Origin of the sequence: Inhella proteolytica (assembly GCF_016093275.1) — a bacterium.
Taxonomy (GTDB): Bacteria; Pseudomonadota; Gammaproteobacteria; order Burkholderiales; family Burkholderiaceae_C; genus Inhella; species Inhella proteolytica.
In genome coordinates this window covers 20,848-37,447 of the sequence record NZ_JAEDAK010000026.1, presented here as the reverse complement: position 1 = coordinate 37,447, position 16,600 = coordinate 20,848, and the positions used below count along the sequence as shown (strand labels likewise).

16 protein-coding genes and 1 tRNA gene are annotated in these 16,600 nt (G+C 69.2%); 11 read left to right on the top strand and 6 right to left on the bottom strand.

Going from position 1 to position 16,600, the window contains the following annotated elements:
* The 11 genes from I7X39_RS22180 to I7X39_RS22130 form a co-directional block, all read left to right on the top strand.
* On the top strand, positions 1-302 hold a 302-nt coding region (locus tag I7X39_RS22180), incomplete at its 5' end, for a hypothetical protein (RefSeq protein WP_232352131.1).
* On the top strand, positions 299-1,930 hold the full coding sequence (mshL, locus tag I7X39_RS22175) for a pilus (MSHA type) biogenesis protein MshL (protein ID WP_198113558.1): 1,632 nt from the start codon (positions 299-301) through the stop codon (positions 1,928-1,930). The genes I7X39_RS22180 and mshL, both read left to right, overlap by 4 nt.
* A 10-nt stretch (positions 1,931-1,940) precedes the next feature.
* A complete protein-coding gene (locus tag I7X39_RS22170; protein ID WP_198113557.1) occupies positions 1,941-3,656 on the top strand; it encodes a GspE/PulE family protein in 1,716 nt (571 codons plus the stop codon).
* 6 nt (positions 3,657-3,662) lie between these two features.
* Positions 3,663-4,895, top strand: a complete 1,233-nt coding sequence (locus tag I7X39_RS22165; protein ID WP_198113556.1) for a type II secretion system F family protein — start codon at positions 3,663-3,665, stop codon at positions 4,893-4,895.
* Between the two features lie 4 nt (positions 4,896-4,899).
* On the top strand, positions 4,900-5,379 hold the full coding sequence (locus tag I7X39_RS22160) for a hypothetical protein (protein ID WP_198113555.1): 480 nt from the start codon (positions 4,900-4,902) through the stop codon (positions 5,377-5,379).
* A 31-nt stretch (positions 5,380-5,410) separates the two neighbouring features.
* Positions 5,411-5,836, top strand: coding sequence for a prepilin-type N-terminal cleavage/methylation domain-containing protein (locus I7X39_RS23770; protein WP_198113554.1), 426 nt, complete (start codon positions 5,411-5,413; stop codon positions 5,834-5,836).
* 12 nt (positions 5,837-5,848) lie between these two features.
* A complete protein-coding gene (locus I7X39_RS22150; RefSeq protein WP_232352130.1) occupies positions 5,849-9,259 on the top strand; it encodes a LamG domain-containing protein in 3,411 nt (1,136 codons plus the stop codon).
* The gene (locus I7X39_RS23765) at positions 9,240-9,719 is read left to right on the top strand and encodes a prepilin-type N-terminal cleavage/methylation domain-containing protein (protein WP_198113553.1); all 480 of its coding nucleotides are present in this window, start codon (positions 9,240-9,242) and stop codon (positions 9,717-9,719) included. The genes I7X39_RS22150 and I7X39_RS23765 overlap by 20 nt, the downstream gene beginning before the upstream one ends.
* Positions 9,709-10,155, top strand: coding sequence for a type IV pilus modification PilV family protein (locus tag I7X39_RS22140; protein ID WP_198113552.1), 447 nt, complete (start codon positions 9,709-9,711; stop codon positions 10,153-10,155). The genes I7X39_RS23765 and I7X39_RS22140 overlap by 11 nt, the downstream gene beginning before the upstream one ends.
* Positions 10,152-11,027, top strand: a complete 876-nt coding sequence (locus I7X39_RS22135) for a prepilin-type N-terminal cleavage/methylation domain-containing protein (protein ID WP_198113551.1) — start codon at positions 10,152-10,154, stop codon at positions 11,025-11,027. The genes I7X39_RS22140 and I7X39_RS22135 overlap by 4 nt, the downstream gene beginning before the upstream one ends.
* Positions 11,024-11,485 (top strand): MSHA biogenesis protein MshP, encoded by a 462-nt coding sequence (locus I7X39_RS22130; RefSeq protein WP_198113550.1) that lies wholly within the window; start codon positions 11,024-11,026, stop codon positions 11,483-11,485. Before I7X39_RS22135 ends, I7X39_RS22130 begins: the two co-directional genes overlap by 4 nt.
* Before the next feature lie 102 nt (positions 11,486-11,587).
* On the opposite strand, the gene I7X39_RS22125 is transcribed toward I7X39_RS22130, so the two are convergent.
* From I7X39_RS22125 to I7X39_RS22100, 6 genes are all read right to left on the bottom strand, one after another.
* A complete protein-coding gene (locus I7X39_RS22125) occupies positions 11,588-12,211 on the bottom strand; it encodes a 50S ribosomal protein L25/general stress protein Ctc (RefSeq protein ID WP_198113549.1) in 624 nt (207 codons plus the stop codon).
* A gap of 102 nt (positions 12,212-12,313) precedes the next feature.
* A complete protein-coding gene (locus I7X39_RS22120; RefSeq protein WP_198113548.1) occupies positions 12,314-13,276 on the bottom strand; it encodes a ribose-phosphate pyrophosphokinase in 963 nt (320 codons plus the stop codon).
* A gap of 50 nt (positions 13,277-13,326) precedes the next feature.
* A tRNA-Gln gene (locus I7X39_RS22115) sits at positions 13,327-13,403 on the bottom strand.
* A 37-nt stretch (positions 13,404-13,440) separates the two neighbouring features.
* A complete protein-coding gene (gene ispE / locus I7X39_RS22110) occupies positions 13,441-14,307 on the bottom strand; it encodes a 4-(cytidine 5'-diphospho)-2-C-methyl-D-erythritol kinase (protein ID WP_198113547.1) in 867 nt (288 codons plus the stop codon).
* The gene (locus I7X39_RS22105) at positions 14,304-14,831 is read right to left on the bottom strand and encodes a lipoprotein insertase outer membrane protein LolB (RefSeq protein ID WP_198113546.1); all 528 of its coding nucleotides are present in this window, start codon (positions 14,829-14,831) and stop codon (positions 14,304-14,306) included. Before I7X39_RS22105 ends, ispE begins: the two co-directional genes overlap by 4 nt.
* Positions 14,828-16,564: a tetratricopeptide repeat protein gene (locus I7X39_RS22100; protein WP_198113545.1), complete on the bottom strand. Its 1,737-nt coding sequence runs from the start codon at positions 16,562-16,564 to the stop codon at positions 14,828-14,830. Before I7X39_RS22100 ends, I7X39_RS22105 begins: the two co-directional genes overlap by 4 nt.
* Between the last annotated feature and the right edge of the window lie 36 nt (positions 16,565-16,600).

Sequence of the window (16,600 nt, the reverse complement as noted above, 5' to 3'; positions counted from 1 at the left end):
CGGCGCTGCCGGACCCGACCTTGCCGCCGCCCGCCTGGCGCACGGCGGCCAGCGGCGTGGCGCCGGACGCCCCCGCGGCCCAGCCCGCGCGGCCCCAGCTGCAGGGCCTGCGCCTGGGCCCGCGCCCCAGCGCCCTGATTGACGGCCATGTGCTGTTGCCCGGCCAGCGCCTGAACGGCTACCTGCTGCTGCGCATCGACGCCGAGGCCGCCGTGCTGCGCGACGCCGAGGGTCGCCAGCATCGCCTCCTGCTGCTGCCGCAGGACGACAAGAACAACACCCGCAAAGAGGCCCGCCCATGAACGCCTGGGTTCCCGCATTGATCCTTACCGGCCTGCTGGGCGCCGCCCAGGCCCAGGAGCCGCAACGTGCCGAGAGCCAGCCGGTGGCGCCGCGCCCCGGCGCGGCCACGCAATCCCTGCCTCGCCTGGAGCGCTTCGACATCGCCCTGGTCGACGCCCCCGCGGCCCAGGTCTTCCTGCAGCTGGCCCAGGGCTCGCCCTACCAGCTGCTGGTGGCGCCGGATGTGTCCGGCCGCATCAGCCTGAACCTGCGCCAGACCACGGTGCTGGAGGCGCTGGACGCGATCAAGGAGCTGTACGGCTACGACTACCGGCTCGCCGGCGACAAGGTCTACGTCTACACCAATGCAGTGCAGACGCGCATCTTCCGCATCAACTACCTGCCGGGGCGCCGTCAGGGCGAGAGTGACACCCGCGTGTCCACCAGCGCACTGGCCGTAAGTGGCGGCAACGGCAGCAGCGGTGGCAGCGGCTCGGGCAGTGGCAGCAGCAGCAGCGGCGGCGGCAGCACGCAGCTGCGCAGCTTTGAGTCGGCCCAGGTCAAGACCACCTCGGATGCGAACTTCTGGAGCGAGGTGCGCGAGTCGCTCGGCCTGCTGGTGGGCAGCGGTGGCGGGCGTTCGCTGGTGCTCAATCCCTCGGCGGGGGTGATCGTGGTGCGTGCGCCCGGGCCGGAGCTGGTGCAGGTGGAGCAGTACCTGCAGGCCATTCAGGTCAGCATCGAGCGCCAGGTCATGCTCGAGGCCAAGATCTTGGAGGTGAGCCTGAGCGACGACGCCAAGACCGGCATCAACTGGGGCGCCTTCGGTCAGCTGCTCGGCGGCTCGCGCGGCGGCCAGCTCAGCATCGGCGTGGGGCAGCCCGGCGCCGTCATCAGCCCCACTGGCCCGATCACCGATGGCAGCACCGTCAGCCTGCCCGGCGCCAATCTGAACCTGAATTCGCTCGGCCGCGGCTTCTACGGCCTGGCTTTCCAGGCCACCAACTTCGCCGCGCTGCTGAATTTCCTGGAAACGCAGGGCGATGTTCATGTGCTCTCCAGCCCGCGCATCGCCACGCTGAACAACCAGAAGGCCTTGCTGAAGGTGGGTTCGGACGAGCTCTACGTCACCGGCATCACCAACAACAACAGCACCAACAACAACACCAACACCACCACGCAGGCGCCCACGCTGCAGCTCACGCCCTTCTTCTCCGGCATCGTGCTGGACGTGACGCCGCAGATCGACCCCAATGGCCAGGTGATGCTCCATGTGCACCCCTCGATCAGCCTCGTGACCGAGCGCGAAAAGATCCTCGACCTCGGCACCCTGGGCAACTTCCGCCTGCCGCTGGCGGCCTCCACCATCAACGAGACGGATTCCATCGTGCGGGTGGGCGATGGCCAGATCGTCGCCATCGGCGGCCTGATGACGCAGGAGCTGCGCGGCGACCGCACCGGCCTGCCGGTGCTCAGCAACCTGCCGGTGGTGGGCAATCTGTTCGGTCAGAAGAGCAAGATCAACCGCAAGCGTGAGCTGGTGATCCTGATCAAGCCCACCGTCATCCCGGCCGATGGCCGCTGGCCCGCCGAGCTGAGCGCGCCGGCCCTGCCGGTGCCGCCGGAACCGCAGCGCAAGCCGGAATGAACCCGCCGGTATGAACCAACCTGTGCGCATTCGCCTGGGCGACCTGCTGACGCAGGAGGGCCTGATCCAGCCCGCCCAGCTGCAGGAGGCCCTGGCCCTGCAGAAGGCCACCGGGCGCAAGCTGGGCCGCATCTTTGTCGACAACGGCTGGGTCACCGAGGCGCAGATCGCCAAGACGGTGGCGCGCCAGCTGCGCGTGCCGTATCAAGACCTGGGCGACGTGGTGGTGCGCCCGGAGGCCGTGCGCGCCCTGCCCGAGGGCCAGGCCCGCCGCATGCGCGCCATGGTGCTGGAAAGCGATGCGCTGGGCGCACGCGTGGCCATGGCCGACCCGACCGACATCGCCGCCTTCGACGAGATCGCCCGCATCCTGAAGAAGGACGTGCAGCTGGTGGCCGTGGCGGAAAGCCAGCTGATGGCCCTGATCGACCGCAGCTACACCCTGGGCGAGGACATCGGCAGCCTGGCCAAGGAGCTGACCACCGAGATGGGCGCGGTGGAAGACGAGCTCGGCGAACTGCTCGGCCTGAACGCCGCCGCGGCCGAGGACGCCCCGGTGGTGCGCCTGCTGCTCTCGGTGTTCGAGGAGGCGCTGCGCAAGCGCGCCTCCGACATCCACATCGAGCCGCAGGAAAAGAGCCTGCGCATCCGCTTCCGCATCGACGGCGTGCTGCAGGTGCAGACCGAGGCCGACGCCAAGATCGCCAGCGCCGTGGCGCTGCGCCTGAAGCTGATGAGCGGCCTGGACATCTCTGAGCGCCGCCTGCCGCAGGACGGCCGCTTCCACGTCAAGCTGCGCAACACCAATGTGGACGTGCGCATCTCCACCATGCCCACCCAGCATGGCGAATCGGTGGTCATGCGTCTGCTTAACCAGGGCACCGGCCTGCTCAGCCTGCCCGGCCTGAGCCTGCCCGCGCCGGTGGCGGCGGCCATTCACCGCGCCATCGCGCGGCCCAGCGGCATGTTCCTGGTCACCGGGCCCACCGGCTCGGGCAAGACCACCACGCTCTACGCCACGCTGAACGCGCTCAACAACACCGAGCGCAAGATCATCACGGTCGAGGACCCGGTGGAGTACCGCCTGCCCGGCCTGAACCAGGTGCAGGTGCACGAGAAGATCGAGCTCAGCTTCGAGCGCGTGCTGCGCGCCGCCCTGCGCCAGGACCCTGACGTGGTGCTGGTGGGCGAGATGCGCGACCAGGTGACCGCTGAGGTGGGCCTGCGTGCCGCCATGACCGGCCACCTGGTGCTTTCCACCCTGCACACCAACGATGCGCTCTCCACGCCCATCCGTCTGCTCGACATGGGCGTGCCGCGCTACATGGTGGCGCTGTCCCTGCATCTGGTGCTGGCGCAGCGCCTGGTGCGCACGATCTGCACCCATTGCAGCGAAACCCATGAGCCCACGCCCCAGGAGCGCGCCTGGTTCGAGTCCAACGGCGAGGACCTGGCCGGTGCCACGCTCAAGAAGGGCCGCGGCTGCGTGCATTGCAGCGACACCGGCTACTCGGGCCGTACCGGCGTCTACGAGTTCCTGGAGATGGATCAGGATCTGATCAACGCCCTGAACCGCGGCGACAACGAGGGCTTCGCGCGCGCCGGCCGCGCACAGATGAAGGGCAACAGCCTGCGCCACGACGCCCTGCGCCTGGTGAAGAGCGGCCGCACCACGCTGGACGAGGCCCTGCGCGTCTCCACTGCGGTGGAAGACGAAGACCTCTAAGTCCCGATGCCCAAGTTCGCCTACACCGGCCGCAGTGCGCAGGGGCGTGTCACCGGCTCGCTGGAGGCTGTCAGCGCAACCGCCGTGGCCGACCAGCTGCGCAGTGAGGGTGTGACGGTGCTGAGCGTGCAGGCCCAGGAGGGCGGGCTTGTCGAAAGCCTGAGCCTGCAGCAGCGCCTGGACGCGCTGCTCAAGCCTGCCATCCAGCCGGTGGACATGCTGGTGTTCACGCGCCAGCTGCACACCCTGCTCAAGTCCGGCGTGCCCATCCTGCGCGCGCTGGCCGGCCTGACCGAGTCGGCCACCAATGAGCGCATGAAGGAGACCTTGCAGGCCGTGCGCGCCAGCCTCGAATCGGGCATCGAGCTGAGCCGCTGCTTTGCCCAGCACCCCAAGGTGTTCGACCACTTCTTCGTCGCCATGGTGCGCGTGGGCGAGATGACCGGCCGGCTGGACGAGGTGTTCCTGCGCCTGTTCGAGCACCAGGAGTTCGAGCTCTTCATGGGCCAGCAGGTGAAATCCGCGCTGCGCTACCCGCTGTTCGTCATGGCGGCCATGGTGGCGGCGATCGCCGTCATCAACGTGATGGTGATCCCGGCCTTCGCCGGCGTGTTCAAGAGCCTGGGCGCCGAGCTGCCTCTGGCCACGCGCATCCTGATCGCCACTTCGGAGTTCACCATCCGCTACGGCTGGCTGCTGGTCGGCTTGGCCGGCGCGGGGGCCTTCGCGCTCAAGCGCTGGATCGAGACCGAGCCCGGCCGCCTGGCCTGGGACCGCTTCAAGCTGCGCATCCCGGTGGCCGGCAAGATCGTGCTCAAGGCCGAGCTGGCGCGCTTCTCGCGCAGCCTGGCGCTGGCCTTGCGCAGCGGTGTGCCGGTCGAGCAGGCGCTCACCGTGGTGGCGCAGACCTGCGAGAACCGCCATGTGTCCGGCAAGATCGAAGGCATGCGCGCCAGCATCGAGCGCGGCGAATCCCTGCTGCGCGCGGCCATCGCCACCGGTGTGTTCACGCCCGTGGTGCTGCAGATGATCGCGGTGGGCGAGGAAACCGGCGCCGTGGACGAGCTGATGCAGGAGGTGGCCCAGCTCTACGGCAACGACGTGCAGTACGAGCTGAAGACCCTGGGCCAGCAGATCGAGCCCATCCTCATCGTCTTCCTGGGCGTGCTGGTGCTGATCCTGGCCATGGGCGTGTTCCTGCCGATCTGGGACCTGGGCCGGGTCTCCTTCAAGCGCTGACGCCGTGCAGCTGCGGCGCTACTTGGAATTTGCGGTGGTGGTGACGGTCTTGGGCGTGCTGGCCTGGGTGCTGCGCGCCCGCTTTGATGCCATCCAGGCCGAGGCCCGTTCGGTGCAGCTGCGCATGGCGGCCGAGGCGGCGCGCAGCAACGCGCAGCTGCTGCAGCTCAAATGCCCCGACTGGGCGGACCGGCCCTGCACCCTGGCCGTGCTGGCCGGCCTGCGGCGCGCCGCCCTGCCGGGGCCGGCGACAGCCGAGGTGCAGCAGCCGGCGGCCTGGCCCGTCGAGCCCCTGCAGCAGCGGCTCTATGCCATCGCCTTTGCCTCGGGCCTGGCCGATTCCCGCGCAAGCTGGCACCTGCGGCCTCTGGGCGCGGAGCAGCTCGAGGTGGCTCTGCAGGGCGTGAACGAATGCCGTTTCGTGTTGCACGCCGACATCAAGGCCCGCATCATCCGCGCCGAAGATATCCAATCCCGTTGTTGAGCTACAGATTCCCTAGAACAGGAGATTCACCATGCGTTCCAGCCCCCGTCTGCAAGCCGGTTTCACGATCATTGAGTTGATCGTGGTCATCGTGATCCTGGGCATCCTGGCGGCGACGGCGCTGCCGCGTTTCGTTGATATCGGCGACGACGCCAAGATCGCCGCGACCAAGGGCGTGGCCGGCGCCGCAGGCTCGGCGATGACGCTGAACTACAGCGGATGCTCGGTGGTGAACCACAGCACCACCAACGCGGCCAAGTGCAAGACCGTCAACGATTGCGCCACCGCCACGGTGGGTGGCCTGATGCAGGGCGGCATGCCGGCTGGGTACACCTCGGCGCTCAAGTCGGGTGAAACCGCGTCGTCGACCAATGGCGCCACCTTCGTCTGCGAGATCTCCAACAGCGACAGCACGCCGAAGAAGGCCGAGTTCACGGCCATCGCCGCGGGCAACTGACGGAGTTCCCTCATGCGTGCGGGCGGCTGGCTCATGCGGGGCCTGTGGGCCGCCTTGCTCTGGTTGAGCCTGGGCGCTGCCCAGGCCGCCAGCTACAGCTATCGCGGCGACAGCTTTGCCTGGGAAACCGCCGCCAACACCGTCAACACCTGGGACGGCGGCAGTTGCACCGGTTACCCCGGTGACGACGACCGCGTCACCATCAATCTGACCGGCGGTTTCGTCTTCCGCTTTGCGGGCGTCGATTACAGCTCGGTGCGGGTGCTGTCAAACGGCATGCTGCAGTTCGGCAGCGACACGGGCTTCTACCGCAACTACACCAACACCACGCTGCCAGCCGGCCCGGCTTCGGCCCGGTCGGGCTGCACGGCGGCCGCCACCTCGCGGGTCATCATGGCCTACTGGGCTGACTTGGACCCCTCGCGTGCCGGCAGCGGCAAGGTCAGCTGGGAGCAGAAGGGCACGGCGCCGAACCGCCGCCTGGTGGTGTCATGGAACGGCGTCTACCAGTACGGCACCAGCACCCCCTACACCTTCCAGATCATTCTGTACGAGGGGGGCGAGTTCAAGTTCCAGTACGGCAACGCCAATGCCACGGGTTCGCAGGCCACCATCGGCGTGCAGGTCAGCGACACCGACTACACCCTTTATTCCTACAACAGCGGCTACAACGCCAACGGCTCGGCCATCCGGTGGTTCGTGCCTTCCGGCCTGCCGGAACGGGTGGCCGAGTACCGCTTCGATGAGTTCGTCTACACCGGCCAGGTGGGCGAGGTGCGCGATTCCTCCGCCCAGGAGCAGCACGGTGTGGCGGTGGGCGATGCCGTCACCGACCCAGGTGGCAAGGTGTGCCGGGCCCTGGACGTGGACCGCAATACCGATGCGACCCGGCGTGGTGTTGACAGCCTGTTGAACTTGCCCTCAGGGGTCGGCAACAGCGGCACGCTCTCCTTCTGGTACCGCGCAGCGGTTTCCTGGAACAGCAGCCAGGCGGCCATGCTGATGGACGCCAGTGGACAGACCGATCAGCCCTTTTACCTGCAGCGCGACAGCAGCGGCGCGCTGCGCCTGCGCCTGACGGATAGTGCCGGCGCCAGCCTGAGCGCCAGCACCGCTGCGCAGAGCTTCCCCGCCCACCAGTGGGTCCATGTGGCGGCCACTTGGAAGTTGGCCAGCGGGACCAATCAGAGCACCCTGCGTCTGTATGTGAACGGCAGTCTGTCCGGCACGGGCGTCGGCACCACCAGCGGCAGCCTGGCCTCCAGCCTGGGCAGTCTGTTCATCGGGGACAACCGCCTGAGCGCCGCGCCATCCGGTGGCACCGACGACTCGGCCAATGGTCGGATCGACGAGCTGCGGGTCTACAACTTCGACCTCGGCCCGGTGGAAATCGCCGCAGACATGGTGCAGACGCATGACTGCACCCCGCCCCTGCACCATCTCGAGATCCGCCACGCCAGCGGCAATGGCATCACCTGCACGCCCAGCAGCTTCGAGGTACGTGCCTGCACCGACGCCAGCTGCACCGTGCTGTACACGGCAGGGGTCAGCGGCAGCTTGAATGCCAGCCATGCGAGCTGGTTGTGGCCCGCGGGCGCCGGCTTCATCATCCCGGCGGGCAGCAGCTCCGTCACGTTGCAGGGCCAGCTTCCGGTGGTAGGCAGCGCCACTCTGGGCGTGGCCAGCAGTTCACCCGCAGCCACCAACGCGCTGCGCTGCAACTTCGGCAGCCCGGAATGCAGCTTCACGGCCGCCGCGGCGGGCTTCCTGGTCAGCCTGTCCAACCACCGCGCCGAAGCCAGCGCCACGCTGGGCATTGCCGCCGTGCGCCAGAGCGACAACAGCCTGGCCTGCACGCCCGCCTTTGCCAGCGTCAGCAAGAGTCTGAACCTGGCCTGTGGCTATGTGAACCCGGCCACCGGCACGCTGCCGGTGCGGGTGGCGGGGCAGGCCTTGAATGCCTCGGGCAGCAGCGCGGCAGCCTGTGGCAGCCGCGCGCTCAGCGTGGCCTTTGACGCCACCGGCAGTGCCAGCCTGACGCTGCAGTACGCCGACGTCGGCCGCTTCAGCCTCACCGCGACCTACACCGGCAGTGCAGCAAGCGGGGACGCCGGCCTGAGCATGACGGGCAGCGCGCAGGCCGTGGCCGCGCCCAAGGATTTCTTGTTCAGCAATCTGCCCAGCGGCGCGCAGGTGGCGGGTGCCACCTTCGGTCTGCGCCTCACCGCCCGCAACACCGCCGATGCCGCCACGCCCAACTTCGGGCAGGAAGGCGAAACCGTGGTGCTCACCCACACCAAGCTCACCCCGGTGTTCGCGGGCGCCCAGAGCGGGGCCTTCAGCCATGGGGCGCTGGCCTTCACCGGCGGGGTGGCGAATCCGGCGAACTTGATCTGGACCGAAGTCGGCACCATCAACCTGGACGCCGCTTTGAGCGACAACGATTACCTGGGCAGCGGACTCGCCGTCACGGGCAGCACCGCAGCGGCCATCGGCCCCTTCCGTCCAGCCCGCTTCAAGGTCAGCGGCAGCCCTGCCTGCGGCAGCTTCAGCTACGCCGGCCTGGTGGGCTCCAGCGATCTGCCGGGCCAGGCCCTGCCGGGCGTGACCGTGGAGGCCGTGAATGCGCTGGGTGCGCGAACCCTGAACTACGACGGCAGCCAGGGCAATGCGAACGACTACGCCCAGGCCATCGTGTTCAGCGAAGCTGTGGCCTCGGGCAAGGGCAGCTTCGACCCCACGGGCGCACCGGCCAGCCGCTTCGCCCTGGGCATCACGCCGGAGCTGGCGCTCAGCTACCGGCTCAGCAGCAAGGTCACGGCGCCTTTCAGCACCAGCCTGCGCGTCACCGATGCCCTGGGCGTGAGCAGCAGCGGGGGGACGGAACCGAACTTTGCGCTGCGCAGCGGCCGCCTGCTGCTGCAAAGCGCCATCGGCAGCAGCCGCAACGCGCTGGCGCTGCCCCTGCGACTGGAGTACTGGAGCGGCAAGAGCTGGGTGCTGGGCAGTGACGACAGCTGCACCGGCCCGGCGCTGGCGGGCAAGCTGACGGCGGTGGCGCAGTCCAACCGCGTGGGCCTGAACGGGGCCGCGGCGGGCTGGACGACGGCGGTGCAGTCGCTCAGCCTGGCTGCGGGCACCGGCAGCCTCACGCTGGGCGCGCCCAGCGGGGGTGGGGCGGGCACGCTGGACGTGGCGCTGAACCTGGGCGGCAGCACCACCGACCGCGCCTGCCTGCCCAACCACCCGGCCAGCACCGGTGCGGGCCTGCCCTGGCTGCGGGCCCGCCACGGCACCCTGAACGGCTGCGCCGATGCCGGCAACCCGCTCGGCCGTTGGGACAGCGACCCGAGCGCACGGGCCAGCTTCGGCTCGGTCACGGCCGAGAGCCAGAAGAGGCTGCATGAGCGCCAGGTGTACTGAGCCCCGCGGCTTCACCCTGGTGGAGCTGGTGGCCGTGCTGCTGCTGCTGGGCGTGTTGGCGGCGGTGGCCTTGCCGCGGCTCGCGGGCCTGGGCGAGTTCCGCAGCGATGCTTGGCGCGGCCAGGCCCTGGCCGGCCTGCGGCTGGCAGCGGCCACGGCCGTGGGCCATCGGCGCCTGGTGTGCGCCAGCTTTGCGGCCGATGGGCAGCTGAGTCTGAGCGTGGCCGGCAGCAATCCGGCCAGCAGCTGCGGCAGCAGCCTGCCCGGGCCGGACGGCGCAAGCAGCTTTGCGGAGGCGGCCGGTACCGGCGTCACCGTCACGCCGGCGGGCACGCTGTACTTCCAGCCCAATGGCCGCGTCAGCCGCGACGGCGCCGGGCTGCAGGTGGCGAACCGCAGCATCACGGCCAGCGGCATGGCGGCGATCACCGTCTACGGCGAGAGCGGCCATGCGGAATAGGCAACGCGGGTTCACATTGGTCGAGCTGATCCTGGCCATCGTGGTGCTGGGGGTGGGGCTGGCCGGGGTGCTGCTGGCTTTCCAGCAGACCACGCGCAGCTCGGCCGACCCGCTGGTCAACCGCCAGTTGCTGGCCATCGCCGAGGGCATGCTCGAAGAGGTGCAGAGCCGCCCCTACAGCAGCAGCACCCCGCCCGTCGCCGGCGGCTGTGCGCGCAGCGGCTTCTACGACATCGACGACTACGCCGGCTACAGCCAGGGCATCTGCAGCGTGGCGGGCGTGCCGGTGACGGGGTTGGCGGCCTATGCGGTTGAGGTGGCGGTGGCCGACGTCAGCCTGGCCGGCGTGCCGGCCAAGCGCATCACGGTGACGGCGCGGCGCGGTGCGGCCGACAGCCTGCAACTGGTGGGCTGGCGCACGGGGTATGCACCATGACGCGCAGCCGCGGCTTCAGTCTGGTCGAGCTCATCCTCGTCATCGTGGTGCTGGGCGTGCTGGCCGGCGTCGTCACCGTGTTCGTGCGGCCGGCGGTGCAGGGCTTCATTGCGCAGCGCCATCGCAGCGAGTTGCAGTCGGCCGCACAAGGCGCGCTGCAGGCCATGCAGCGCGACATCCGCTCGGCCGTGCCCAATTCCATCCGTACGCCCTCCGACCAATGCTTCGAGCTGGTGCCCACCGTGGGTGGCGGGCGCTACCGCATGGCGCCGGACACCGTCAACGACACCGCGGGCTGCGCCAGCGCGGCCAGTTGCTCTGCCGTGCTGGACCCGGGCAGCCTGACGCAGCGCTTCGATGTGCTCGGCCCCCTCAATGGCACGGCGGCTTCGAATGACTTCGTCGTCGTGGGCAATCAGAACGGCAACGAGGTCTATGGCAATGGCATCAACCGCAGCGTCATCACGAGCCCGAACGAGGCGATGGACAAGCCGGCTTTTGGCAGCCAGCGCTTCGCCATCACCCCCATCCAGTTTCCGAACGGCGGCTTCGGCGGGCGTTTCCAGGTGGTGTCGGGCAGCGAGCAGGCGGTGTTCTACGTCTGCAGTGGGGCAGGGCTTGACGCCGCCGGCAATGGCACGGGGCAGCTGCTGCGGCGCAGCGCCTACGGTTTCAACGCCAGCTACCCGAGCAGCTGCCCGGCCGCTGCAGCGGCAGATGCCGTGCTGGCCACACGCGTCTCGGCCTGCAGCTTCGAGTACAGCCAGGCCGCGCTGACCGAGTACGGCCTGATGAGCCTGCGGCTGGAGCTGAGCCGTGATGGCGAGGCGGTTAGCCTGCAACTGGGCGCCATGGTGGCGAACATCCCATGAGGCCGCGCAGCCGAGCCCAGGGTCTGGGTGCGCTGGCAGCCCTGGTGGTGCTGGTGCTGCTGGCCCTGCTGGCGGCCAGCGTGGTGCGCCTGAGCGTGGGGGCCCAGGCGGGCACGGCGCAGGAGGTGCAGGGCGCGCGGGCCCAGGCGGCGGTGCGGGCCGGCATCGATTGGGGCCTGTACATGCTGCTGAAGGCCGGCTGGTCCGGCTGCAGCGCGGCCGCGCCGCAGAGCCAGACTCTTGATTTGCGCAGCGAGACGGGCTTCCGCGTCACCGTCAGCTGCACGGGCACCATCTACAACGAAGGCGAGACCGTGCCCGGCACGGCGGCCACGGTTCGCGTCTACCAGTTGCGCGCGGTGGCCTGTAACGGCGATGCGGCCAACTGCCCGGACAACGTGGCTGCCCAGGGCGCCCAGTACGTGGAGCGGCAACGCGAGGTGACGGTCAGCAACTGAGGCGCCGCGGCCCAGAAGGCAAAGAGCCCCGCGGGAGCGGGGCTCAAAGCACAAAGCCCCGCCAGGGCGGGGCTTTGCAGGTGCACAGGGTGCGGGGCTGAATTACTTCTTGCCCTTGGCCTTGCCCTTGGCGGGAGCGGCCGGAGCGGCAGCCACCACGATCTCTTCGACCTTCGGCTCCACCGGGGTGGCGACGACGGGGTTCGGCTTGCCGTGGGTGACGACCTTGACGCCGGCGGGCAGCTTGATGTCGTTGACATGCACGCTGTGGCCCTTGGTCAGACCGCTCAGGTCCACTTCGATGAACTCGGGCAGTTCCACCGCGACGCAGGTGATTTCCAGCTCGGTCACGATGTGGCTGACGGTGCACTTGTCGGTCTTCACGGCAACCGATTCGGCCTCGCCGATGAAGTGCAGCGGCACCTTCTTGGTGATCTTGGTGGTGCTGTCCACGCGCTGGAAGTCCACGTGCAGGACTTGCGGCTTCCAGGGGTGGTACTGCACGTCACGCAGCAGCACCTTGGATTCCTTGCCGTTCAGTTCCATGTCGAGGATGGAGCTGTGGAAGGCTTCCTTCTTCAGGGCGTGGAACAGGGCGTTGTGATCGAGTTCGATCATGGCGGGTTCGCCGGCGCCGAAGACGATGCCGGGGACCTTGCCCGAGATACGCAGGCGGCGGCTCGCACCAGTGCCTTGCAGCTTGCGCTCGAAAGCGACGAATTTCATGGTTTCACTCCAGTGAGTCGGTGGCTCGCGACCAAGCCCCCGTTTGCAAAAAGGGGCCGCCAGCGGCAGCCCCGAGGAAAGACGCCGGGTGGCGTCCGATTCTTAGAAGTTGTTGTTCTGCTCGCTAAAGAGCGAGGTCACCGACTCGCCATCGCTGATGCGGCGGATGGTCTCGGCGAACAGAAAGGCCACCGAGAGCTGGCGGATCTTGCCGCAGGCGCGCGCCGCGTCGGTCAGCGGAATGGTGTTGGTGATGACCACCTCGTCCAGCGCCGAGCCGGCGATGCGCTCGATGGCGGGGCCGCTCAGGATGGGGTGGGTGCAATAGGCGTAGACCGACTTGGCGCCGCGGTCCTTCAGGACTTCGGCCGCCTTCACCAGCGTGCCGGCGGTGTCGATCATGTCGTCCATGATCACGCAGTTGCGGCCCTCGATCTCGCCGATGACGTGCATCACCTCGGAGACATTGGCGGCGGGACGGCGCTTGTCGATGATGGCCAGGTCGCAGCCCAACTGCTTGGCCAGCGCGCGGGCGCGCACCACGCCGCCCACATCGGGGCTCACCACCACCAGATCCTGGTAGCTCTTGCTCTTCAGGTCGGAGAGCAGCACCGGGCTGGCGTAGATGTTGTCGACCGGGATGTCGAAGAAGCCTTGGATCTGGTCGGCGTGCAGGTCCATGGTCAGGACGCGCTCGATGCCAACGGTTTCCAGCAGGTTGGCAACGACCTTGGCCGAGATCGGCACGCGCGTCGAGCGCGGGCGGCGGTCCTGGCGGGCGTAGCCGAAGTAGGGGATGACGGCGGTGATGCGGCGGGCGCTGGCGCGCTTGAGCGCGTCGGCCATCACCAGCAGCTCCATCAGGTTGTCGTTCGTCGGCGCGCAGGTGGGCTGGATGACGAACACGTCGCGGGCGCGGACGTTCTGCTGGATTTCGACGGCCACCTCACCGTCAGAGAAGCGCCCGACCGATGCACGGCCCAGTTCAGCGCCCAGATGGGTGGCAATTTCCTGCGACAGCGCCGGGTTGGCGTTGCCGGTGAACAGCACGGTGTTGTTGAGCACGGGGCGTTCCTTTAACGGCAGCTACGGCGCCAGGCACAGCAGAAAAAATTTGGCAGGGGAGGAAGGACTCGAACCCTCGCATGTCGGAATCAAAATCCGATGCCTTAACCAACTTGGCGACTCCCCTACACAGGACCCCGGCTGACGCCGTTGCCCTCAAACCTTCAGTCCTCTAGCCATGCCGCCAGCGGCAAGGCCTCCAGACTGCGACAGATTCTTCCCTCCCACTGCTCCGGAACTTCGATGAAGTCCCCAAGCTTGGTCGCCATGGGCGAGTCGTCTCTGTCAATCTGCGCAAACACTGCGCTGCCTGAACCGGTCATCCGACTGTTGCCGAAGCGGTTCTGCAGCAGTTCCAGCGCGTCTGCGATTTCCGGGCACTGCGCTTGTGCGGCCGCCTGGAGATCGTTTCGCTGCTGAAACCATTTGTCTGCAACAGAGCCCGCGACTATAGACTGTGTTTTTGAGGTCTGCAAGAGGGGGCTCGAAAAAATTGCAGCGGTCGGCAGGCTCTGGCTCGGTTTGAGCACCGCCAGCCGCAGTCTGGGCAGGGCGACGGGCGTGAGTTGCTCGCCAATGCCCTGGGCCAGCGCCGGGCCCCGGCCCAGGAAGAAGGGCACATCGGCGCCGAGCGTCAGGCCCAGTTGCACCAGACGTGGGCGGTTCCAGCCCAGGCCCCAGAGGCGGTTCAGACCGATCAGCACGGTGGCTGCGTCCGAAGAGCCGCCGCCCATGCCGGCCCCCGAGGGCAGGCACTTGTCCAGGTGGATGTCCACGCCCAGGCTGCAGCCGCTGGCCTGCTGCAGGGCACGAGCGGCGCGTACGCACAGGTCTTCGGCCGGTAGATCGCCGGGGCGGCGGTCCTGGCGCTGGATGCGGCCATCGCTGCGCTTTTCGAGGTGCAGGGTGTCGGCCCAGTCGATCGGCACGAACAGCGATTCAAGCAGGTGGTAGCCATCGGAGCGCTTGCCGACCACGTGCAGGAAGAGGTTCAGCTTGGCCAGGGCCGGCAGGTCGTAGAGGGCCTTCATGCCGGTGGATTCAACAAGATGCGCAGGCGCAGGGCGCCTTGGCCGCCCTGGGCCGGGCGGCTCAGCAGCAGGCGCTGGGGGTCTTCGCGCTGCACCAGCCAGCCGTCCTGCACAAAACCCTGTTCGTGCGCCTCATGGGGGGCCAGCGGGCTGGGGCGGCCGTGAAGCCAATCGAACAGCAGGCGCAGCGGCAGGGCCGGGCCCTGCATGGCCTGGCCCAGGGCCCAGCCCAGTTCGTCCATGTCGGCGTAGCGCTGGGGCTGACGGGTGTCGTCCAGCCACAGGCCGGCTTCATCCCAGCGCGCCTGCGCCAGGGTGGTGCCCAGCGGGCTGTTGAGCAGCAGGCTGCCGCGCTTCAGATCGCCCTGCAGTTCAAAGAGCGCCGAGCCGGCTTGCGCGCGCTGGCCGTTGCCCGCCTCCATCTGGTAGCCGAGCTTGCCGCTCCAGCCCTGGCTGGGCGGCGGCGGGGGGAGCGGGGCACAGCCCGCCAGCAGCGCGCTCAGCAGCAGGGCGCGGCGCTTCATCGCAGACCCAGGCGGCGGCGCGTGCTGCGCAGCACCTCGTTGCTGCCATCGCGCGCGCTGGTCTCATCGAGCAGGCGGCGCGCTTCCTCTTGATTGCCGCGTGCCCACAGCACTTCGGCCAGGTGGGCGGCGATCTCGGTGTCCAGGCGGGCTCGGTAAGCGCGGCGCAGCAGGGTCTCGGCTTCGTCCAGCTTGCCTTCGCGGAAGGCCACCCAGCCCAGGCTGTCGACGATGGCGGGCTCCTGGCCCCCGATCTCCAGCGCCGCCTCAATCAGCTCGCGTGCCTCGGCGAGGCGCAGGCCGCGCTCGGCCAGCGAGTAACCGAGCGCATTGCGCGCGTGGTGGTGGCGCGGCTCCAGCTCCATCACGCGACGCAGCTGGCGCTCCATGTCGTCGAACTGCTTGAGCCGCTCCAGGCTCATGGCGTGTTCGTAGAGCAGGTCGGTGTTGTCGGGCTCGGCCTTCACGGCCTGGCCGAGCAGTTCGTGGGCATCTTTCCAGCGGTTGGCTTCGCGCAGGATCTGCACCTCGGCCAGCAGGCGGCGGCGCTCGATGTCCGGGCCGTCGCCGGGCAGGGCGCGGGCAGCTGCACGCGCCTGCTCCAGTTCGCCCAGCCGGGCCTGCAGCAGGGCACGGCGGAAGGCCACCTCCAGCGCGCGCTGCGGGTCCTGGGCTTCGTCCAGCACCCGGGCGGCTTCCTTGAGCTGGCCTTGCTGCTCCAGCGCCTGCGAGAGCAGCAGCAGGGCCGAGGCCTGTGCGGCCTGGCGGTTGGCGTGGCTCTCGGGCAGGCGCTTGAGGTAATCGCGCAGCGCGCTCTCGGCCAGTTTGGGTTGGCGCAGGTCCAGGGCCAGCGAGCCGATCGCATAGGCGTGGCCGATCTCGTCGGGCTGCTCGGCGGCCAGCGTCTGGAAGAGGGCCAGGGACTCGACGCTGCGCTGATCGCGCGCCAGGGCGCGGGCCCAGGCCAGGCGGTAGGCGGGGTCGCGGCTGCCGCGGTCGATCAGTTCCTCGGCTGCCGGCAGGTGGCGCGCCAGATCCAGCGCCTGCCAGGCCGGTAGCTGGTTGTCGGCGTCGAGCTGGCGCGCCTCACGCAGCTGGTTCAGCATGAGCGGGTGGTTGCCCGCCTGCTGGGCCAGCTGGGCAATGACGCAGGCGGCCAGCGAGCGGCGCAGGCTGCGCGCGGCGGCGTTGTCGCGCTCGGCCGCCAGGCCCGGCTCCAGGGCGTCGAAGGCATTGGGTTGGCGCACCAGGCGCGGCAGCGTGGCCAGATGCTGGGCGCGCGCCTGGCCGTCCGGGCTTTGCTGCAGCCAGTCCAGCAAGGGTCCGGGCAGCTCGCCCAGCTGGCCCAGGGCCGCCATCAGTTGCAGCTGGGTCTGCAGGGCTTCGGTGGATTCGGGCAGGGCCTGGCGCCAGGCGCGTGTGGCCTGCAGCGCTTCATTGCCGGCACGCGCCTGCAGGGCGACGTTCACGACGCGGCGGAACAAGGCCTCGTCGCCCGTGCGGCGCGCCGCGTCCAGCAGCACCTGGAAGGCCACGCCGGGCTGGCCGCGCTGCAGCTCCAGTTCGGCAATCAGCAGTTGGTAGAACAGCGGGGCATCGAGCGCCGAGCTTTGCACCGGCGGAGGCGGGGCACTGGCGGCGGCCGCAACCGGCGGCGAGGCGGCTTGGGCCTGGGCAAGCAGGGGCAGGGCCAGGGCCCAGGGCAGGAGGCGGCGGAGAGAGGGTGCAGGCATGGCGGCGCCGATTGTGCCGACTGGGCTCCCTGCCGC